Source organism: Vibrio sp. 1978 (genome assembly GCF_033344345.1).
The window spans coordinates 74,966-94,332 of record NZ_JAWPOP010000016.1 but is presented as its reverse complement, the minus strand read 5'-3'; the positions used below and the strand labels follow the sequence as shown (position 1 = coordinate 94,332).

Annotated in this window: 19 protein-coding genes and 1 tRNA gene; 8 read left to right on the top strand and 12 right to left on the bottom strand. The window is 43.0% G+C overall.

Annotated features, from left to right (window positions below):
- The first annotated feature begins 485 nt into the window (after nt 1–485).
- From R8N49_RS16275 to R8N49_RS16265, 3 genes are all read left to right on the top strand, one after another.
- Nucleotides 486–1,127, top strand: a complete 642-nt coding sequence (locus R8N49_RS16275; protein WP_025767877.1) for a murein L,D-transpeptidase catalytic domain family protein — start codon at nt 486–488, stop codon at nt 1,125–1,127.
- A gap of 328 nt (nt 1,128–1,455) precedes the next feature.
- Nucleotides 1,456–1,914: a hypothetical protein gene (locus R8N49_RS16270; RefSeq protein ID WP_017633653.1), complete on the top strand. Its 459-nt coding sequence runs from the start codon at nt 1,456–1,458 to the stop codon at nt 1,912–1,914.
- Between the two features lie 86 nt (nt 1,915–2,000).
- Nucleotides 2,001–2,324: a hypothetical protein gene (locus R8N49_RS16265; RefSeq protein WP_042522561.1), complete on the top strand. Its 324-nt coding sequence runs from the start codon at nt 2,001–2,003 to the stop codon at nt 2,322–2,324.
- A gap of 124 nt (nt 2,325–2,448) precedes the next feature.
- On the opposite strand, the gene R8N49_RS16260 is transcribed toward R8N49_RS16265, so the two are convergent.
- The 3 genes from R8N49_RS16260 to R8N49_RS16250 form a co-directional block, all read right to left on the bottom strand.
- Complete coding sequence (locus R8N49_RS16260; protein WP_042522560.1) at nt 2,449–3,129, bottom strand: DedA family protein; 681 nt, start codon at nt 3,127–3,129, stop codon at nt 2,449–2,451.
- A gap of 50 nt (nt 3,130–3,179) precedes the next feature.
- On the bottom strand, nt 3,180–3,560 hold the full coding sequence (locus tag R8N49_RS16255) for a hypothetical protein (protein ID WP_231972281.1): 381 nt from the start codon (nt 3,558–3,560) through the stop codon (nt 3,180–3,182).
- A 144-nt stretch (nt 3,561–3,704) separates the two neighbouring features.
- Nucleotides 3,705–4,223, bottom strand: coding sequence for a DUF4136 domain-containing protein (locus R8N49_RS16250; RefSeq protein WP_005382627.1), 519 nt, complete (start codon nt 4,221–4,223; stop codon nt 3,705–3,707).
- Nucleotides 4,224–4,594: 371 nt separating this feature from the next.
- Here R8N49_RS16250 and R8N49_RS16245 point away from each other — a divergent pair.
- Nucleotides 4,595–4,669 (top strand) — tRNA-Gly (locus R8N49_RS16245).
- 16 nt (nt 4,670–4,685) lie between these two features.
- On the opposite strand, the gene R8N49_RS16240 is transcribed toward R8N49_RS16245, so the two are convergent.
- Nucleotides 4,686–5,543, bottom strand: a complete 858-nt coding sequence (locus R8N49_RS16240; protein ID WP_005373167.1) for a sterol desaturase family protein — start codon at nt 5,541–5,543, stop codon at nt 4,686–4,688.
- 7 nt (nt 5,544–5,550) lie between these two features.
- The gene (locus R8N49_RS16235) at nt 5,551–6,561 is read right to left on the bottom strand and encodes a DUF2804 domain-containing protein (protein ID WP_053307607.1); all 1,011 of its coding nucleotides are present in this window, start codon (nt 6,559–6,561) and stop codon (nt 5,551–5,553) included.
- A gap of 303 nt (nt 6,562–6,864) precedes the next feature.
- On the opposite strand from R8N49_RS16235, the gene gdhA reads away from it, so the two are divergent.
- A complete protein-coding gene (gene gdhA / locus R8N49_RS16230) occupies nt 6,865–8,217 on the top strand; it encodes an NADP-specific glutamate dehydrogenase (RefSeq protein WP_025767881.1) in 1,353 nt (450 codons plus the stop codon).
- Between the two features lie 76 nt (nt 8,218–8,293).
- Here gdhA and R8N49_RS16225 read toward each other — a convergent pair whose 3' ends face one another.
- The 3 genes from R8N49_RS16225 to R8N49_RS16215 all read right to left on the bottom strand — a co-directional run bounded on the left by R8N49_RS16225 (nt 8,294) and on the right by R8N49_RS16215 (nt 12,179).
- A complete protein-coding gene (locus tag R8N49_RS16225) occupies nt 8,294–8,761 on the bottom strand; it encodes an OsmC family protein (RefSeq protein WP_025767882.1) in 468 nt (155 codons plus the stop codon).
- Between the two features lie 99 nt (nt 8,762–8,860).
- Nucleotides 8,861–11,218 carry an ATP-binding protein gene (locus tag R8N49_RS16220; RefSeq protein WP_186585386.1) on the bottom strand — a complete coding sequence of 786 codons (2,358 nt, stop codon included), beginning with the start codon at nt 11,216–11,218 and terminating at the stop codon, nt 8,861–8,863.
- Nucleotides 11,211–12,179 (bottom strand): cytochrome-c peroxidase, encoded by a 969-nt coding sequence (locus R8N49_RS16215; protein ID WP_182015896.1) that lies wholly within the window; start codon nt 12,177–12,179, stop codon nt 11,211–11,213. The genes R8N49_RS16220 and R8N49_RS16215 overlap by 8 nt, the downstream gene beginning before the upstream one ends.
- Before the next feature lie 498 nt (nt 12,180–12,677).
- Between R8N49_RS16215 and R8N49_RS16210 the strand changes: the two genes are divergently transcribed.
- On the top strand, nt 12,678–14,054 hold the full coding sequence (locus R8N49_RS16210; RefSeq protein WP_186585387.1) for an NfeD family protein: 1,377 nt from the start codon (nt 12,678–12,680) through the stop codon (nt 14,052–14,054).
- 10 nt (nt 14,055–14,064) lie between these two features.
- Nucleotides 14,065–14,847, top strand: coding sequence for a slipin family protein (locus tag R8N49_RS16205; RefSeq protein ID WP_005373196.1), 783 nt, complete (start codon nt 14,065–14,067; stop codon nt 14,845–14,847).
- A gap of 41 nt (nt 14,848–14,888) precedes the next feature.
- On the opposite strand, the gene R8N49_RS16200 is transcribed toward R8N49_RS16205, so the two are convergent.
- Nucleotides 14,889–15,323, bottom strand: coding sequence for a globin (locus R8N49_RS16200; RefSeq protein WP_017633662.1), 435 nt, complete (start codon nt 15,321–15,323; stop codon nt 14,889–14,891).
- A gap of 243 nt (nt 15,324–15,566) precedes the next feature.
- Here R8N49_RS16200 and R8N49_RS16195 point away from each other — a divergent pair, with 243 nt between their 5' ends.
- A complete protein-coding gene (locus R8N49_RS16195; RefSeq protein ID WP_064354707.1) occupies nt 15,567–16,223 on the top strand; it encodes an NAD(P)H-dependent oxidoreductase in 657 nt (218 codons plus the stop codon).
- Nucleotides 16,224–16,319: 96 nt separating this feature from the next.
- Here the strand turns inward: R8N49_RS16195 and choV are convergent, their stop codons facing one another.
- From choV to R8N49_RS16180, 3 genes are all read right to left on the bottom strand, one after another.
- On the bottom strand, nt 16,320–17,498 hold the full coding sequence (gene choV / locus R8N49_RS16190; protein ID WP_042523602.1) for a choline ABC transporter ATP-binding protein: 1,179 nt from the start codon (nt 17,496–17,498) through the stop codon (nt 16,320–16,322).
- Between the two features lie 2 nt (nt 17,499–17,500).
- On the bottom strand, nt 17,501–18,343 hold the full coding sequence (choW, locus tag R8N49_RS16185; protein WP_005392552.1) for a choline ABC transporter permease subunit: 843 nt from the start codon (nt 18,341–18,343) through the stop codon (nt 17,501–17,503).
- 73 nt (nt 18,344–18,416) lie between these two features.
- Nucleotides 18,417–19,355: a choline ABC transporter substrate-binding protein gene (locus R8N49_RS16180; protein WP_005382646.1), complete on the bottom strand. Its 939-nt coding sequence runs from the start codon at nt 19,353–19,355 to the stop codon at nt 18,417–18,419.
- Nucleotides 19,356–19,367 lie beyond the last annotated feature (12 nt).

The following is a 19,367-nucleotide window of genomic DNA, read 5'->3' as shown; positions in this document are numbered from 1 at the left end:
CACCGCTGTTTTACTGCCTTTTCTTACCACCCTGTTGTTTATTCATACATTATAAATGCACTTATACACATAACGATTCGGCGTTACGATTTGTTACGAGTTAAATCACAAACTTTTGAGGTATTGGATAAAGCGTAGAAAAAGAAAACACATTGAAATAAAAAGAGTTTCTAAAGTACGAAAAATAAAACGCCGTTTTTATAAATTAGCAACTTCACAAATATCCTTAAACACAGTTTTATTAATTACATATATCAGATATTATTTACGCCGAAGTTTATAGAAACCATCGTTAAACTTCATATTTTATATAAGTTTCAATTAGTTAGTTTTTAACTCGAAAACTTATCGTCAACCCAATATCAAGCACCTAAGCGTGCAATAAGAAACATTGGGAATAGAATTATATTGATGTGCATGTTGTTTTAACGAATGCATGAAGCAATCGGTAAATTTGTAACACCATAGAGTTTTATTTAGCCAAGATGAAAAAGTTAATTTTATTATTTACATGTGCGCTGTTGTCTGTCTCACCTTTTGCTTTTGCAAAACAATCAGATAACGAACCCAGGGATCATTTACGACCAAAGCAAGTTGAACATGTGTTTAAACAAGCCAAGCTAGATGGCATAGTAGACTTTAAGTTGTTCAGTGACGCTTACATCGCTTATCAGAAGACACCCGATAGAAAGAAGTCGGTACTAACGATCATCGACTATAGTAAACCATCAACTGAAAAGCGTTTTTATGTGGTTGATTTAGATAAAAAGAAGCTAATCTACAATACGTATGTTTCTCACGGCGTGAACAGCGGAAAGAAAACAGCGACACAGTTTTCAAATGTCGTGAACTCGCGAAAAACATCATTGGGCACTTTTTTGACTGATACCACTTACTACGGCTCAAATGGCTATTCACTTCGATTAGATGGGCTAAGCTCTGGATTAAACGACAAAGCTCGCGAGCGTTACATTGTCGTGCACGGTGCCGATTACGCAAACCCTTCCTTTATCAAGAAGAATGGATACCTCGGACGCAGTTGGGGTTGCCCTGCTTTACCAAAGAAGTTGTCTCGCGAGATCATTGACACTATAAAAGGCGGCAGCGTTATTTACGCAAGCGCGTAATACCGATGCGACACATATGGGGAAGACAAAAGAAGATTCTATTTCTTCCCCAGTAATAATCCTGTTAGCTTAATCGTCCTTGTGCAACGACTCTCTTTCCATTTTCGCTTACTCGAAAGCGAAAACTATTGTGTTATTCGCTGATATACCTAAGTGCGATCAGAAAACTCTGTTCATCCCCCTTCCATCTCGTTAGTATACGCTGAGTTCATCAGACACTGGCTTTCGTCGTTATCATAGTTCCACTAAGATTCCTTAATCATGGTGGGTAACTGTGGCTTTATATGTTTAGGGTTACTTCTTGCGTTATCTACACCATATATTATTGATGCTTTCTTTGTCCCTGCTCTCAGGGCTCATCACAGCTTCATATGCGCATGAGTGGCACCACACCAAACATTACACTTCCGAGCGCCTACTTAAACTCTCTCAACAAGACGATTTTGAGCTAGCACACACTGATTTTCATGCCTCAGCTTCTCTGAGCTCTTGGGGTTCAGAAAGTTACTACCTACATATAAAGCGCGAGTTGTTCGGGCTTGTCTCCTGTCGCCGAACATCAGCTACTGATGGCGTTTTATCATCAGATTTTACTCCTGATTATTTTTTACTTATTGCTTTCTCTTCTCCACCACTACTGGAGTTGGCAAAACAAGCATCTCGCTTACCTCTAGACAGTTATGGCGGACTCATGAGTCAACGCTCTCTTTATCGCCTCTCAGGAAGAAAGGAAGCGAACTTAATGTACGTCTTTACTCATGGTCGCAACGCCTTCTCTGTTGTTTAACTTTTTATGACATACAGAGAACACGAAAATGTAACGATAAGAGCCAATATGCTCATTGTTACTAGAACCAATTTGAGGTCCATATAATGACAAGAATCGCTACAACCATCGCACTAGCATTACTATTTTCAGCGGGCTCAACCTTTGCAAACACAGAAACTAAGCCAGAAGAAATGAGTAACGACACTCTGTTAGAGTGTGCCAACGTTTCTAACGCACGTATTGCAGTTCCGGAACACAGAGCGATGTTCAGACACTACTTAATGTCTGAGAGAGACTACAGCTTTGACCAGCTATCGTCTGCCGAACTCGAATTTAAAGCAGCAGATAAGAATGAGTCTGAAGTAGAGAACATCTACAAGTCTCAGTGCAAAGAAGTTGGCGAATACCTATATAGCATTGGCTATTAAATTCGAAACCCTAACGACACTCAAAAAGAAAGGCGCAATGTATGCGCCTTTCTTTTTACTGACAAAAGCCTGTCGATTAGATGTCTAATCTGCATACAAGCTTAAAAGTGCAAATCAAGTAAACTTACTGAGAAAACTCAGACACATCCTTGGGTTTACAGAACGCTCGACGTGCTTTAACAAACAAGAAACTAAGCACTCCAATCACAAGAGTAATTATGGGGGCCGCCATTAATAGCATTGTGATTGCTTTGCTCATATTTTCCGGTAGCAAAGGAAGTAATGAACCGAAACCGCATAATATCAGCGTCCATAAAATCGCACTCAGCCACGCAAAGTAATGGAATTTACTAATACGTTTCACTCGCAACCCCATCATTAATGGCAATAGGGAACGAACAACCGGAATAAACCGCGCGCACAAAAGCGCAATCAATCCATGTTTACTGAGTAATACGTCGACTTGTTCCAAACGCTTTTGAGGAACCGCACTCACCCAGCCTTGGACCTTAGGTAAGCGATTTAGCCACTTGCCTTGTAAATAAGCCGCCCAACTTCCCAACCCCGCACTAACAGCTATCACCAACATGATCATAATTGGGTCAAGGACGCCAACCGCCGCCAGCGTACCGGATAATACGACGACACTGTCGCATGGGAAAGGTGCAGCAGGAATAAAACCACTTTCCAAAAAGATAATCACAGCAACAACAAAATAAACCAAACCTGCACTGCCTGGCGCCATTAACGCCGTGAAATCTTGATGCCAAAAAGCACTCAAGACCTGAATGATCAAATCAAACATAAACCGCTCCTAAGCATAATTAACCAAAAGTTGCAAAAACATGGAATGTGTTAGCGAGCATGTATAAAGCGGTATATGAAATTCGATTCTTTTCTCACTCCGATTCTGTATTTAAAGTGAGTAAAAATACTTTCAATACAACAACCTAAAGCCTCATTGCCGATGCGTTTTAGCCGCTTCATCGAGTAAATTGCCGAACGATGCGCCCACCATGCTACATCAAGCATTTCAAACCATTCGGGTTCTACATCGTCGTTCGAGCTCATTTCCTTAGCATGGCTAACCCTCAATCTATTCCGGCTGTTTAAGCTCGGATAGTCTTGTTGTACTGGAGAGATAGGATGTTCTGAAAAGTGCTTCGACTTAGCGTCAACAGCAATATTCTGGTTATGAAAGGAAAGAAAATTTGGGTGTGAGTGCGCAAGGCTCATGCTCGGAGCCAACAAGCAGAAAAGTAGTCCGAGTAAAGCAATCAGAGTCGTACGCACAAAGGTAACCAGAACCAAAATGATAAGTTCTTTTAACCCTGTGCGTAACTATTGGCAATTAGTATTCTTAATCGTTAAGAATACTAATTATTTTTCACCGTAAGGGTAGCTTTCAAACATCTTCGCGATTTCTTCTTGGATGAGAGATTCTCTTTTCTCAGAGCTCATTGACTCAGACAGTTTACGACTTGAAACGCCTTTCCAAACGACTTGATTAGCCTTTGCATCAACCAGTTCAACCACCAACTTCCCATACTTACGTTCTTTATATCTTTCTGGGCTTGAAGTGATCACACCAAAGCTATTCCAGCCATAGCCAAAGCTCACCGACGATCCTGAAGAAACAAGCTCGGATTCTTCTACGATATCATGATGTACGTAAAGGTCACCGCCACTATTTACCTTAATTAAACCCTTACCCTCAAGCTGTTCAGCAAGCCCTTGCTCAATACGTCGACCATCAATACTGGTAGGAGCTTCCGCCTGAGCACCGAAGTCAAACGTTCTGTAAGCTGAAAAGTCGGCTTGTTTATCCACATCGGTTGTAACGGTAGTACAAGCAGATACCAGCATCACCACCAGCCCTAATATCAAACCTCTCATCATGTTAAATCTCCTTTGGTTAAGCTGACTGTTTCAGCAGAATTACCCTGTGTTATACATACGCATCAACAGTAAAAAGTAATCATTTCAATATTTAGTCTTGACCATGAAACGTGACTGTTCAATAAACGAGATTAACCTTTACACAGAAAATCTTGAATATCATCAACATCTAAACACCTAAGAATTCGGTGTTTACGACCTAATTGGAAGCCTCTAAGCTTAGTAGCGAAATCGCGAGTGCCACAAAAAACCAGAGACAATGAACACTTTAACATCAGTCCGCTACTTTTTTAGGCAACTGACAAACATTTGATGAGAAAAGACTTTTCTTTTTCGTCCAGTGTGGCATATTAACTGAGTCCTATCGATGCGCGGGCATCGTATAATGGCTATTACCTCAGCCTTCCAAGCTGATGATGCGGGTTCGATTCCCGCTGCCCGCTCCAATCTCTTTATCCCAATTTACTCATAAAAATCCGATGGCGGAGCGAACAAACGGCGGCAGCGTTGTTTCCATGATAAGTTTGGTCGAGTTACGTCATAAAACATGTCTTTCCATTCTGCAAACGTCACACGGATGGGATTAAAGCTGTTTACAGGTTTAGAAACCCCATACCGAACCGTTTCCACCTCTGGTTCAAACGTTCCGAACATTCGATCCCAAATAATTAATACACCCGCATAATTTTTGTCGATGTACTGACGGTTCACACCATGATGAACGCGATGATGAGACGGCGTGTTAAATACCCACTCTAGTGGCCCGAGCGAACGAATTGATTGGGTGTGAACAAAAAACTGTAAGCCCAGATTAAACAACACAACGAAGACAACCCATTTTGGCTCAAAACCAATAATCACCAAGGGCAACCAAAAAATCCACATCCCCGCTAGCGGATACATTAAACTTTGACGAAAGGCGGTACTGAAGTTCATTCTTTCCGAACTGTGATGAACAACGTGCGCGGCCCACATCCAACGAATACGATGGCTAGCCCGATGAAACCAGTAATAGAAAAAATCTTGCAGGACAACAAGTAAAAGAAAAGCTGAGACGCTCATTTCGATATCAAACAAACGCCAATCGAACCACCACAAATACAACTGAGCAATCAGTAAACCCGTGAGTATGTCTGTCGCTTGGTGTAAGCCCGCAAGAACAAAATTACACGCTACTTCAGGGAAGTAATACGTCGCGCTTTCAGGCAAGCGTCCCCTTCTTTGTCCGAACCAATATTCGGCAAGCATGCAGAAAAAGAAAACTGGAGCCAGAATCATCAGAAGTAATTCTGGGCGGTCCATCAACTGCGTCCAATCCATTGTGTTTCTACCATTTTGCATAGTGATCTTCAGTAAGACCCATAACTTCTTCTAACTGATGTTTGATGCCATTTCCATCGATAAGATAGCCAGAGAAATAACCGATATACTGACGAAAGTTACTTTTGAGAAGCCAAAAATTTTTCTTCTCTGAGCGTCGATTCAAAGGCGTGAACTGTAAGTTAACTCGTTTATCTTCAGACGTAATATGCCACTTTTGCCCTTCATCACTTCGTGAAAACTGAAACTGCACAGGTTGCAAAAAGTGACGCTGACCATTAATCCACAATACATTTTCGCAATAGCCAGTTTCATTAACGCCAGCTGCCAAGTTCAACCCCAGACGCCTGTCATCCTCAAAGCAATTGATACTCGCCCAGCGCCAACTTGTTTCTCGCCGCATGTACCCAGCGGAAAAATCGTAACCAGCAGCCACCTCTGAAAGATCTTGCTCTTTTCCTAATATGAACAAGTTACCGTCTACTGCTAACGCATTGTGCTTCTGAGTATATGTCCAACCCGCATAACCTGTTGGCGTACACAACATTAATGGCAAACTCATGTTTTCTGGACGTAAATAGAGATCCGCATTGACTGACTCTGTCACAAAGTGGACGTGCCAAATACCATCCTTAATAGAAAACTGAACTCTTTTGTTAGCAAGATGGGCAAGACTGCACCAACTGGAAGGCTGAGTTTGATAACCTATATTAAAAGGTTTCAACCATTGTTGCTCAATCAACTTATTCTTTTTAATATCAAACAGGTAGCAAAAGCCGGATGCTAAATACCGTATATCAGCAATCGCTACTCCAATGACGTAATCAGGTGTGACCAAATTGACGAACTGAAACTGCTTATAATCGCGGTAACGGCGCCACTTAGACACTGGCTTATCCATCTCATCGAGGTAAGTAAATTTATCTAGCTGTAACGATGTTGGAATTCCATCAAGGTGGCCAAACGCTGGTAGACCATTCTGCTGAATAAACGAGTTCAGAACCTTAAGCTCATCCATATAGTTGTCTTTTCACAAGTTATCACACACAAACTTTAACATGACGTTAACATAAACAATTTGCGTAACTGCACAACAACATCGACTAAAGTGATTTCTGCTTGTTATATGTGAAACTGATCACTCAACCACCCGCTTACTTAGCTCGCCCTACCTATCTCAACCAACACTGCCTGGGTTAGAAGCTGCACATTCTCATCCGCAGGAAAGACCACTACAACCATTGAATCTTGGTCAAAATCACTATTTAATGGAAATACATTCATATAAACTGATTGCTTATTCACATCAAGGAAGAAATCTATGTCATACATACACGATACTATTGTTGCGTTGCAACACAGTAGCCCTGCGCAAAAAGAATTTTACCAAGCGGTAGAAGAAGTATTAACTTCTCTCGCGCCGGTAATAGAAGGCAATAATAAATATAAGGAACAAGCGATTATCCAGAGGATCGTCGAGCCAGAACGTCAAATCATGTTTCGAGTTCCTTGGGTTGATGATGCTGGAAATGTACAAGTAAACAAAGGTTATCGAGTTGAATTCAACTCTGCTTTGGGGCCGTACAAAGGAGGATTGAGATTCCATCACTCAGTCAATGCGAGCATCATAAAATTTCTCGGCTTTGAGCAAATCTTTAAAAACGCACTGACTGGCCTTCCTATCGGTGGCGGCAAAGGCGGTTCAAACTTCGATCCTAAAGGAAAATCCGACGGCGAGATCATGCGATTTTGCCAATCATTTATGAACGAGTTGTACCGTCATATCGGTCCTGCCACCGATGTTCCCGCAGGCGATATCGGCGTCGGGGCGCGCGAAATTGGCTATATGTTTGGTCAATACAAACGATTGACGGGGCGCTACGAAGGTGTGCTTACAGGCAAGAGTCTGCTTTGGGGGGGCTCACTCGCCAGAAAAGAAGCGACAGGATATGGCGCCGTCTATTTTGCAGAATGCATGCTCAACGACCGCAACGATTCATTGAAAGGGAAAACTTGCCTCGTTTCTGGTGCTGGCAACGTGGCTATCTACGCCATTGAAAAACTGTACCATATGGGAGCAACGCCGGTTACATGCAGCGACTCTCGAGGTACGATCTATCATGAGCACGGTATTGATCTTAAGCTCCTCAAACAACTGAAAGAAGTGAAAAGAGCAAGCTTAGAAGAATATTTAGAAACTTACCCTGAAGCAGAATACACACCAGAGGGCGACTATCCTAATGAAGGGCATGCTGTTTGGCGATATCAGGCTGATGCTGCCTTCCCTTGTGCGACTCAAAATGAATTAACGTCAGACGACGCACTGGCTCTTATCGAAAACGGATGTATTTTGATTAGTGAAGGGGCGAACATGCCAACCACCCGTGATGCTGCCAATATTATCGTGGACTCGGACATAGCTTATGGGCCTGCCAAAGCAGCCAATGCAGGCGGCGTTGCAACCAGTCAACTTGAAATGGCGCAAAACGCCAGCATGCAAAACTGGACGTTTGAACAAGTGGATAGTCAGTTGCAAACCATCATGAAAAATATTTTCATCAATGCAAACGAAACCAGTAAAGAGTTTGGCCAACCTGGAAATTTAGTTTTAGGCGCCAACATTTCAGGCTTTAGAAAAGTCGCTGATGCAATGATTGAGCAAGGTGTCGTCTAGATGAACGAGCCAGCAGGATGACTGCTGGCTTAATATAACTCCGCAATAGGCCGCGCTTTTTGATAAAGAGCTCCACTTAATTCGCAATAAGCGTTGTCACTTCTGTTTTAACGGAGTTGGCGATAAAGCAATTCTCATGGGCCATGTGGTGCAGTTTTTCTAATTGAGATGGTGTCGGTTGTTTTTCACCTGAAAATGTTATCTTAGGGTTTAACGTTACCTTTGATACCCACTCTTTTCCGTTTTCGCCTTTTTCAAGCTCCCCTACCGCTTCATCGAAGTAACTGTCCACAACGTAACGCCGCTTTGCTGCAATAGACAGGAAAACGAGCATATGACAACTAGAAAGTGCCGCGACAAACGCTTCTTCTGGATCAACGTTTTCTTCTACGGATAGTGGTAATGGTACTACGTGGGGAGATGGAGATGCTGGGACTTGCAACCCTCCATCAAATTGCCAAATGTGTGCCCTACTATACTTATTATCCTTAAACTCTTCGCCAGCTTTACGATGCCATTTGATTAAAGCGGAATGCTTACTCATTCTAACTCCCTGATTTTCCGACGACGAATCAACACTATCCGTCCTTGCCACAGTAAACCACAACAAAATGAGTTAAGGAAAGCATCGCACTCACAGGGACTATAAAATCTGTTGAGGATCGGCATTGTTCTTCTGGATATCATCCAAAAGTCTATGAGACTGATGGATGTTGACCTGTAACCGATTGATCAGCATCTGCAACTGCTCAATCTCGGGACTTTGGTTGGCTTTAAGTTGAGTTTCCAGGGCCTCCGTTTGGCTCGCCAAAATAGGTAAACTTAGGTTCAGTGCCATCCCTTTCGTTTTGTGCAACGTCAGCTCTAATGAAGCAAAGTCTTCAGCCATAAAGTATTCAATAAGCTCATCAACAGATGTCTCAAAATCGACAATAATGCTTTTTAGCAGCTCGTCGAGCGCTTCTGGCTCATCTCGTAAAGAAGCAAACATGCCTGAGCGGGAGAGTTCTTCCTCTGTTAACCTTAAGTTCTCGATTGGCTTACGCTGCAACTGAAGCACATTGCTGTCACTCGTTAGTGGCGGATTCTGTTTCGGTTCGAGTCTGGCGGCAAACTGTTTGAGAGCGTCTGAAAAGCTCTCATGCTGTAGCGGTTTCGTAAGCACATGGTCTGCTCCTGCTTCAATAAAGCTATCGTGAGCTTCACGAAATACGTCTGCCGTGTACGCAAAGAGTAATGTCTTGATACCTAACTCTTTTCGGATAACGCGTGTCGCCTCAACGCCATTCATCTCGGGCATATGGTTGTCCATCAAGATCAGGTCGTACTCGTTCTCTTTCGCCTTTTTAACCGCGATTAATCCATTTTCTGCAACATCCACTTCATGCCCAAGCTTTTCGCAAAACCCCTTTGCCACAATGGCATTCACACGGTTATCATCAGCAAGTAGTATCTTTAAATGGTGTGATTTTGCGCGAGGTTTCGGTGCTTCTTGCTGCTTTTTCGGAGCAGATTCTACCCAAGGAATCGGCAACTCAACGATAAATTGACTTCCAACGCCTTCTATACTCTTCAGAGTAATATGGCCACCCATCAAATCGGTTAGTTTTTTGACGATGGCTAACCCAAGCCCTGTTCCGCCGAACCTTCGAGTCGTTGATGAGTCTGCTTGCTCAAACGAGTTAAAAATATGCTCGTGCTTGTCTGGCGCAATACCAATACCGGTGTCGCTCACGCGCATGACCAACAACTGATTCGATTCATCTAACTCAGTTCTAACCAGCACGTGCCCTTCATTAGTAAACTTCACCGCGTTACCGGCGAGATTAAACAAGATCTGTCGTAAACGCGCACAATCCCCAGTAAATTCAGTATATTCAGAAATCTCGTTTTCCAAGATTAACTCGATATTTTTTTCATCAACAAGTGGTTTTATTGCGCTACACACCGGAGAAAGCACTTGATCGAGCTTAAACTTAGCTTGCTCAAATTCCAGTTTGTTTTCTTCAACTTTAGAAAAATCCAAAATATCGTTGAGGATAGTCATCAGATGCTGGCCAGAGTCAAGAATAACCCTAATGTGCTCTTTCGTCGTCGGCTCTTTGGTCTCTTCTGCAATCATTTGAGAAAGCCCTAGTACGCCATTCATCGGCGTTCTTAGTTCGTGACTCATTGCAGCGAGAAAATTTGATTTCGCTTTTGCCGCTCGCTCGGCTTTGTTTCTCGCCTCTTCAATTTCAAGATTCAACTGTTTTAAGTTATGCATTCGGTGATGCGACTGATAAACAAACGCGCTAACTAGAAACATCACCGCGATAAATACAAACAGCCACGTAAAACGCGCCTCACTTTGAGCAATATTGAGTAACCGATGCTCTGAGCTTTCGACAAACTCAATATAAGTGTGATCAAGCAGTTCATTCGTCAGCAATTCAATTCTTTTATCACTCGTTTGAAGCCGTTTAAGGAAGTTCGCTTCCTTTTCACTCTCAACTTCAGTTTGTGTTAGAAGCAACTGGTTGAGAAATTCAAAATAACGACTGCCACCCAATGATTGGCCGCGCTCGGTAGAAACATCTTGCTGATATAAATTGAACAACATGAGTAATGCATACCGATTTTCTACCTGAACACCAATTAACATATCAAGCTTCAACGTTGTTTGAAGCACTCGCTCCTTAAACTGTTCAAGCGTATCCCTAACTTTTATACGATTGGGTGTCACGGGAAACCAAACAGATGCCTTTGATGATTCCAACAGTGCCTGTGCTGCGATTTCTATCTCTACTAAAGATGTTGTTAACTCATAGTTTTTCCTATCTTCAACGGCATATCGGTTCACGATAACATCACGCTCTTCAATCAACTCATGTCCGATATTCATTAGCCCTGCATGAAATTCTTGAGCGTTTTTTGAATTCATATACGACATATACGCCAGTGTGCAGCACGTCAGTATCCCAATAAAAAAGCAAAAGTTGATCAGTTTGAATTTATTCATTTTCCAACACCTCTAAAATTATGGGTCTAGGTGCTGTCAACGACTGCAAGAATGCTTCAATGTCCGCGACATTCTCATCGTTCATCGTTATACCGAGCTGGGTTTTAGCCATGATTTGTATCGCGTCGGATAACTTATCGACTTGCCCATTATGAAAATAAGGACTCGTTAGCGCGACATTGCGTAAACTGGCTACTCTAAAATAGAATCGCTCTTCATCTTCTATCGTAACGAGTTGCCTGCCCGAGTCCTCTACTACTGGCTTATCCTTGAAATAGGCGAACCTTTGGATCATCGCTCCGCCGATATTTTTGCCCTGATGACACTGCACACAACCTGAAGTCTGAAATGTTTTCCAACCTCTGATTTGCTGTTCACTCAGTACATGCGTGTAACCCAATAAGTAAGCATCGAATGGTGCGCCAGGCGTCTGCAGCCCTTCAACAAACTCCACAATAGCGGACTTGATATTATGAACGTTAATCGGCAATTCACCGTCACGATTAAATAGAGCTTGATAATGTTCACTCTCTTTTACATATTGCTGTATTGTTTGCCAGTTTGAGTCCATTTCCATTGGATTATGGATTGGACCATCAATCTGAGCCATCAAGGTGTTTTCCGTACCATCCCATAAAAAACGATAATTTAACGCCGCATTAAACACTGTTATAGAATTTCTAATTCCATCACCTTTCACCCCCGTAGAGACTGGTGTATTTTCAGCGCCATTGGTTTGCAGATTGTGGCATGTCGCGCAGCTGACATTACCATTTGACGATAATTGAGGATCGCGGAAGAGATGCCAGCCAATTCTCGCTAGCTTAATATCTACATTAGGATCACCCTGTATGGGCTGAACTAGAGAGATATCACCTAACATCTTCGCGTTTCTTGCGATTGTTGTTTGGCTCAAAATGAGTGTTACAACAGCTAGTGCGATTGCGCTGAATTGCCTCATCAACTACATACCTTAAACTTGTCATTGATATGAATTTAGTTGCATTTTGGCATTTTTTCCACCGACAGGAAGTTGAAAAACCGAGTTAAGTATTGCTTTGTTTAAGGCTTTGGTTGAAGAGGGAGTAATAAGGCGAATAGGAAGAAACCTATCGCCTTATGAGTAGCTAACGTATTGAAATCTGAGTTTAGTGTAGAAAAGCCAAAAACCGTTGAAACCAAGTCACCTCTCCATACGAGATCAGATCGAAAATAGTAAAGAATACGGCACAGATAACGGCCAACTTAATCAAACGCTGAACAATAAACATAAACGTCACAATTACCAATAATTTGCTTTAGTTTACTATCTCACACAGCGTTTATATATAAAAAAGTAGTCTCCTAATTAGCCTCGGCAACTTATTCATTAGAACCTATACTCAAGCATCTCTAAGTTATTTGGATATACTTGAATTAGGATTTCAAAAAGTCCCTGTGACCACACAAGGAGGACTGCATGAAACGACTATGGATATGGTTCTTACCTTTACTCTTGATGGCCAGTCAAGCACTGGCGAATACCGTTTGGATTGTTCCTGTCAAAGGCGCTATAGGGCCTGCTACTAGCGACTATTTATCTCGTGAAATAGAAGAAGCTCAACTAAACGGTGTCAGTTTAGTGATCTTAGAGATGGACACACCAGGCGGCTTAGATAGCGCAATGCGAGATATTATTCATGCGATTACCACCTCCTCGACTCCCATTGCGACTTGGGTCGGCCCATCTGGTTCTAGAGCCGCCAGTGCCGGAACATACATCTTGCTCGCTAGTCACGTAGCCGCCATGGCTGAAGCGACAAACCTCGGAGCTGCAACGCCCGTCGCGTTAGGTGGTGCGCCTCAACCTCCTTCATCGGATGATGGCAAAGATCAAAACGCGGAAGAAACGCCAGAAGGAACCAACGAAAGCTCAGAGAAAGTTCCCGCTAAAACCGCAATGGAGAAAAAGGTAATTAACGACGCCAAAGCCTACATTAAAGGCTTAGCAAAACTTCATGGACGAAATGCAGAATGGGCAGAGAAAGCAGTAAGCGAGGCGGCGAGCTTGGATGCAACAGAAGCATTAGAATTAAACGTGATCGATTACATCGCCAATTCGCCAGAAGACTTAGTCAAAGCCATAGATGGGCAAACTGTTAAAGTAAACAATCGCACTGTGACATTGTCACTTGAAAATCCAACATGGGTTGAAAGAACGCCAGATTGGCGAGCAGAAATGTTAGCCGTTATCACCAACCCAAACGTTGCCTACATTCTAATGCTCATCGGCATCTACGGTTTACTTCTTGAATTTTACAACCCAGGAATTGGCTTACCCGGTGTGCTAGGTGGGATTTGTCTGCTTCTTGCCATGTACGCACTACAAATGATGCCCGTCAACTACGCAGGTCTTGGTCTGCTGTTACTCGGTATTGCACTAATGATAGCGGAAGCATTCAGCCCGAGCTTTGGTATTTTGGGCTTAGGCGGCGTTGTCGCCTTTGTTCTCGGTTCAATATTTCTCATGGACAGTGAGTTACCAGGATTCCAGGTCGCCCTTCCTTTGATTTTTGGTATTGCCATATTTTCCGTAGCTCTAATCGTGCTGACTGTCGGCCTGCTGCTTAAAATTCGTCGCCGGCGTGTAACGACGGGTTTAGAGACATACCCTGGGAAGGTCGCCGTGGTAAGCGATGACTTTATCGATGGCGAAGGACGCGTTCAACTCAACGGTGCGTTATGGCGAGCTAAAGCCAAAGACCATCAACAATTCAAACAAGGTGATCACGTCACCATTGTTAATGTTAAAGGGCTGACCTTAACTGTGATGCCTGATGACCGCCAAAATAAATAGGAGGCGCTTTATGATGCTCTATACCGTTGCGGTGATCGTGGTGCTGCTGTTCGCACTAGCGACCCAAATGTTCAAGGTTTTGAGAGAATACGAACGTGGGGTTGTGTTCTTTCTTGGTCGATTTCAAGAAGTCAAAGGACCTGGTTTGATCATCCTTATCCCATTTATTCAGCAAATGGTGAGGGTTGATTTACGTACTGTCGTTTTGGATGTGCCGACACAAGATTTAATTACCAAAGATAACGTTTCTGTGCGCGTCAACGCGGTCGTTTATTTTCGCGTAGTCGATCCTCAAATGGCGATTAACAATATTGAAAGCTACAGCGATGCCACCAGCCAGTTAGCACAAACCACGCTGCGCTCGGTATTGGGTCAGCATGAACTCGATGAATTGCTATCAGAGCGAGAACGCCTCAATAAGGATTTACAATCCATTCTCGATCAACAGACTGATGACTGGGGAATCAAGATTGCTACGGTTGAAGTCAAACATGTTGATTTAAATGACAGCATGGTCAGAGCCCTAGCCCGTCAGGCAGAAGCAGAACGTAACCGTAGGGCGAAGATCATTCACGCTACTGGTGAGTTAGAGGCTTCAAATAAATTAAAAGAAGCAGCGCAAATGCTCAACGAAGCACCGAATGCACTGCAATTACGTTACATGCAGACACTCACTGAAATCACTACAGACAAAACATCCACTATTATTTTTCCAATGCCGATCAATCTTGTCGAAGCTGTCAGTGATATCGCCGAAGCGGTGAAAAAGAATAAAGAGACACAAGATAAGTAAGATTCTGCCCCTAGGAAGTAACGACCACTCACGTTACTTCCTTATTTGGTACTCGCTTTAAGGATGTGCCCATCTTCTTTATCACATTCTTGTTTCATTACTTCTAAGCCCGTTTTAAAGCATGTTCGCCAAGCGGTTTCAACATCGGCATCGTACCCGGAATCACACTGTCGAACCGTTTCTAACAAACTCTCAAGCCAAACATCAAAATCCTGCGGCTCTATACCAATATCTGCACTTGCATGCTTTTTCCCATACTTTTCCACCATTTTGTGCGCTTCGGTCGAGGTATCTGCCATCATAAAAAATACGATAGACCCTCTAAGCATTCTCACTTGTTGGTGCATGTCTATACCGTCAAACTTCTGTCTAAAGTTGGCACTTTTCGACCATAAATTTTTGTAGAACAAGTCGAAAAACTCCTGATCTGAAGTACAACGTTCATAGCTATCATTAAAAACTTCAATCACGTTCATGTTGCTTTCCCCTACGCCTCAATATGAGTTTAATTTAATATCAAATAAAAGCTTCCAAATAAGGACTTTTAAGTTTCAAATCGATCAACTCACATCGATTTTCAACAAAAAGTAAAAAGTGATTTAAATAAACACCCTCTTATCAATGAAAAAATATCCATTATCATGAACCCATATTCGAGGTACGCATGGTTGTCGATGCTAGTGCATCCTCATCTGTCATCACATAAAGAGGATATAAACGTGTCCCATCAAATCATTACCGATCTAAATAGCCGTTACACTGCAAAAAAATATGATGAAACCAAGCGCGTTTCTCAAGAAGACATGGCGATAATCAAAGAAGCACTGCGTTTGTCGGCGTCTTCTATCAACTCACAACCATGGAAATTCATCGTTATTGAAAGTGATGAAGCGAAGCAACGTTTCCACAATACGTTTGCAAATATGCATCAGTTTAACCAACCACACGCGAAAGCCGCATCACATACGATTCTGTTTGCTTACGATCCTAAATTTACTAAAGAGAAATTTGCGAAGCGTGTGGATGCAGAAGTAACATCTGGCCACTTGCCAGCGGAGATGTACAACAACTTTATGGGTGCTTACGCTTTTGCCGATGCAAATACGGACGAAAATGGCTTCAACGGAAACTGGACAAAAGCACAAGTCTATTTGGCACTAGGCAACCTACTACACACATTGGCACGACTAGGCATTGATTCAACACCGATGGAAGGTGTCGATCCGGCTCTGATTGGAGAAGAGTTTAAAGAAGAGCTCGAGGGCCATATTTGTGAAGTTGCGCTGGCAATTGGCTACCATAAAGATGGGGAAGATTATAATCATGGTCTTCCAAAAGCACGCCTTGCAATGGATGACGTAATTACGACTCTATAGTCGACCATTGTCTTAGCTTAGCGACTTAAATCATTGTTTAAACTAAAAAGAGCCGCATTAATGTGCGGCTCTTTTTTACTTGGTTCTGCGTCAACGTTACGCAACTTGCTCTGACTTAAAATTACCAAGCAATGCATCGTAAAGCTCATTGTCGCTTAACACACCAACCAACTTATTATCTTCAACCATAAGCAGAGGCTGATTGCTACGCTGTTTAAGTTCAATCGCTTCTCGCATACTGATTTCTGGACTAACCTGAACCAGAGAGTTTTCATTAACTTCGTCAAGGTTCGAAGAGTCGCTCTTCCATTGAATCAACGATTTATCTTTATCCGCTAAACTTAACCCCTTGCTCTCTTGTATCACCCAAATATCTTTGTCAGGGCAAATCAGAACACGCGTATCTTCGCGAACCAAATCGTCACGCATTAAGGAACGTCCCTTCAGTACATTTAATGGATTAGTGTGAGCAACAAAGTCCGCCACATAATCGTTTTCTGGAGCAAGAATGATCTGTTCTGGCTTGCCATGTTGAATCAGCTTTCCTGATTCCATAATGGCGATGTTGTTGCCGATTTTAAGCGCCTCATCCAAGTCGTGACTTACAAAAAGAATGGTTTTGTTTAGCTTTTCTTGAAGCAGAATCAATTCATCTTGAAGCTGAGCACGAATCAATGGATCAAGTGCTGAAAACGGTTCATCCATTAACAAGATATCAGTGTCCATCGCAAACGCTCGCGCTAGGCCAACACGCTGCTGCATACCACCAGAAAGCTCGTGCGGGAATTTGGTTTCCCACTCAGATAAACCGACCATTTCGAGCTGTTCACGCGCCTTTTTACGACGCTCTGCTTTACCAATGCCTTGCATCTCTAGACCAAACGCTACATTGTCTAACACCGTTAACCAAGGCATCAATGCAAACTTCTGAAACACCATGGACACGCGGTGCGTACGAAGGTGGCGCAGTTTCTGTTCGTCACAGTTAGAGAGCTCAACCATATCGTCGCCATCTTTAATTTTCAGAGAGCCACGAGAAATATCGTTCAATCCGTTAACCGTTCGCAGCAAACTTGATTTACCCGAGCCTGAAAGCCCCATCAAGACACAGATCTCACCCTGTTTCACGTTCAGCGAAACATTATCAACCCCAACCACTTGGCCAGTTTCATCAATGATTTCTTGTCGAGACTTCCCTTGATCTAGTAGTGCTAGCGCCTGTGCTTGTTGCTGACCAAAAACGACATCAAGATTTTTAATAGTAATAGCGTCCATGATTATGCCTCCTTCTGGTTTGGTGCTTTACACAAGCGATCAAGAATGATGGCAACGAGTACAATCGCTAAACCAGCTTCAAAACCTTGCGAGATGTTTACCGTATTCAGTGCGCGTACGACTGGTTTACCAAGTCCATCAGCACCAACAAGCGCCGCAATGACTACCATAGACAGAGACAACATAATGCACTGCGTAACGCCAGCCATAATACTTGGCAATGCCGCAGGTAACTCCACCTTAAACAGTAGCTTCATACGGCTGGCACCAAATGCTTTACCCGCTTCAAGTAGCTCCTCCGGCACTTTAATAATGCCGAGGTACGTCAATCGAATTGGCGCAGCGATAGCGAAAATGATGGTCGAGATTAGACCAGGGACAATACCTAAGCCAAACAGAACCAAGGTTGGAATTAAGTAAACGAATGTCGGGACGGTCTGCATTAAATCGAGTATTGGCCGCAACAAGGTGTATAACCAAGGACGGTGCGCCGCCATAATGCCCAACGGCACGCCAATTAATACGGAAATCGTTGTCGCTGCAAACACAAGGACAAAGGTTTCCAGCATTTCTTGCCAGTAACCAAGGTTGAGAATTGCGAGTAAGGCCAACACGATAAATACGACAAGAGGAATGCTGCGATGTAAGAACCAAGCAATTGCCGCCGTCATAATGATTGGCGCTGCAGGTGGCATCCATTTAAAAATGTCCACCACGAAAAGAATGATCGTTTCAAGTGTAATAGAGATTGCATCGAAAAAACCCGATGCATTGATGGTTAACCAATCGACGCCAGTTTCCATCCATTGGCCCAACGGTAGTTTGTTGTCCGTAATAAAATTCAAAATAAAACCTTTGTGTTAATGAAGCGGGCAAAACTGCCCACTTTTTAAAAAAAACGAGCTCAAATACTGCTTATTAAGCGTTTGTTTTTAAGTAGTTTGTAATAGCTGTTAGCGCATCTTGGCCATCTACCGTTTTCACGCCCTCTAGCCACGCTTCAATTTGCTCTTGGTTTGCATTCAACCATGCTTGCGCTGCTTTTGATGGCTTCTGTTTCTGGTTAAGAATCGCTTCCATCAGTTCATTTTCCATTTCTAGGTTAAACTCTAGATTTTTCACTAGCTGACCTACATTTGGACACTCAGCGAGGTAATTTTTACGTACGTTTGTGTAGACGTTCGCGCCGCCGTAGTTAGGACCGAAGAAGTCATCACCACCCGCTAGATATTCCATTTCAACGTTACTATTCATTGGGTGCGGCGCCCAACCTAGGTACACAATCCATTGATTGCGGCGTGCGGCACGTGATACTTGAGACACCATGCCAGCTTCACTGGACTCAACTAGGCTGAAATCTTTTAGGCCGAATGCGTTGCTATCAATCATTGACTGAATTAAGCGGTTGCCATCGTTTCCTGGTTCAATGCCGTAAATGCGATCTTTAAATTTGTCGGCATGTTTTACTAGGTCAGCGAAGTTGGTTACGCCTGCGTCATAAACGTATTTTGGAACCGCTAGCGTGTACTTTGCGCCAACGAGGTTCGCGCGTACGGTTTCAACAGTACCTGCATCACGGTATTTCGCGATATCACCTTCCATCGTTGGCATCCAGTTACCTAGGAAAATGTCGATATCGCCATTAGCCATAGAGGAGTAAGTTACAGGCACAGACAGAAGATCAGTCTTCGTTTTGTACCCCAACCCTTTAAGTAACTCTGATGTAACGGCAGTGGTCGCAGTGATGTCAGTCCAACCTACATCTGCGAAACGAACCGTTTCACATTGGTTGGCGTAAGCGCCTGTTGCTAAAGTACTTAGTGCAATTGTTGAGAAGATTTTTGTCATCTTAGACATGTTGAATTCCTT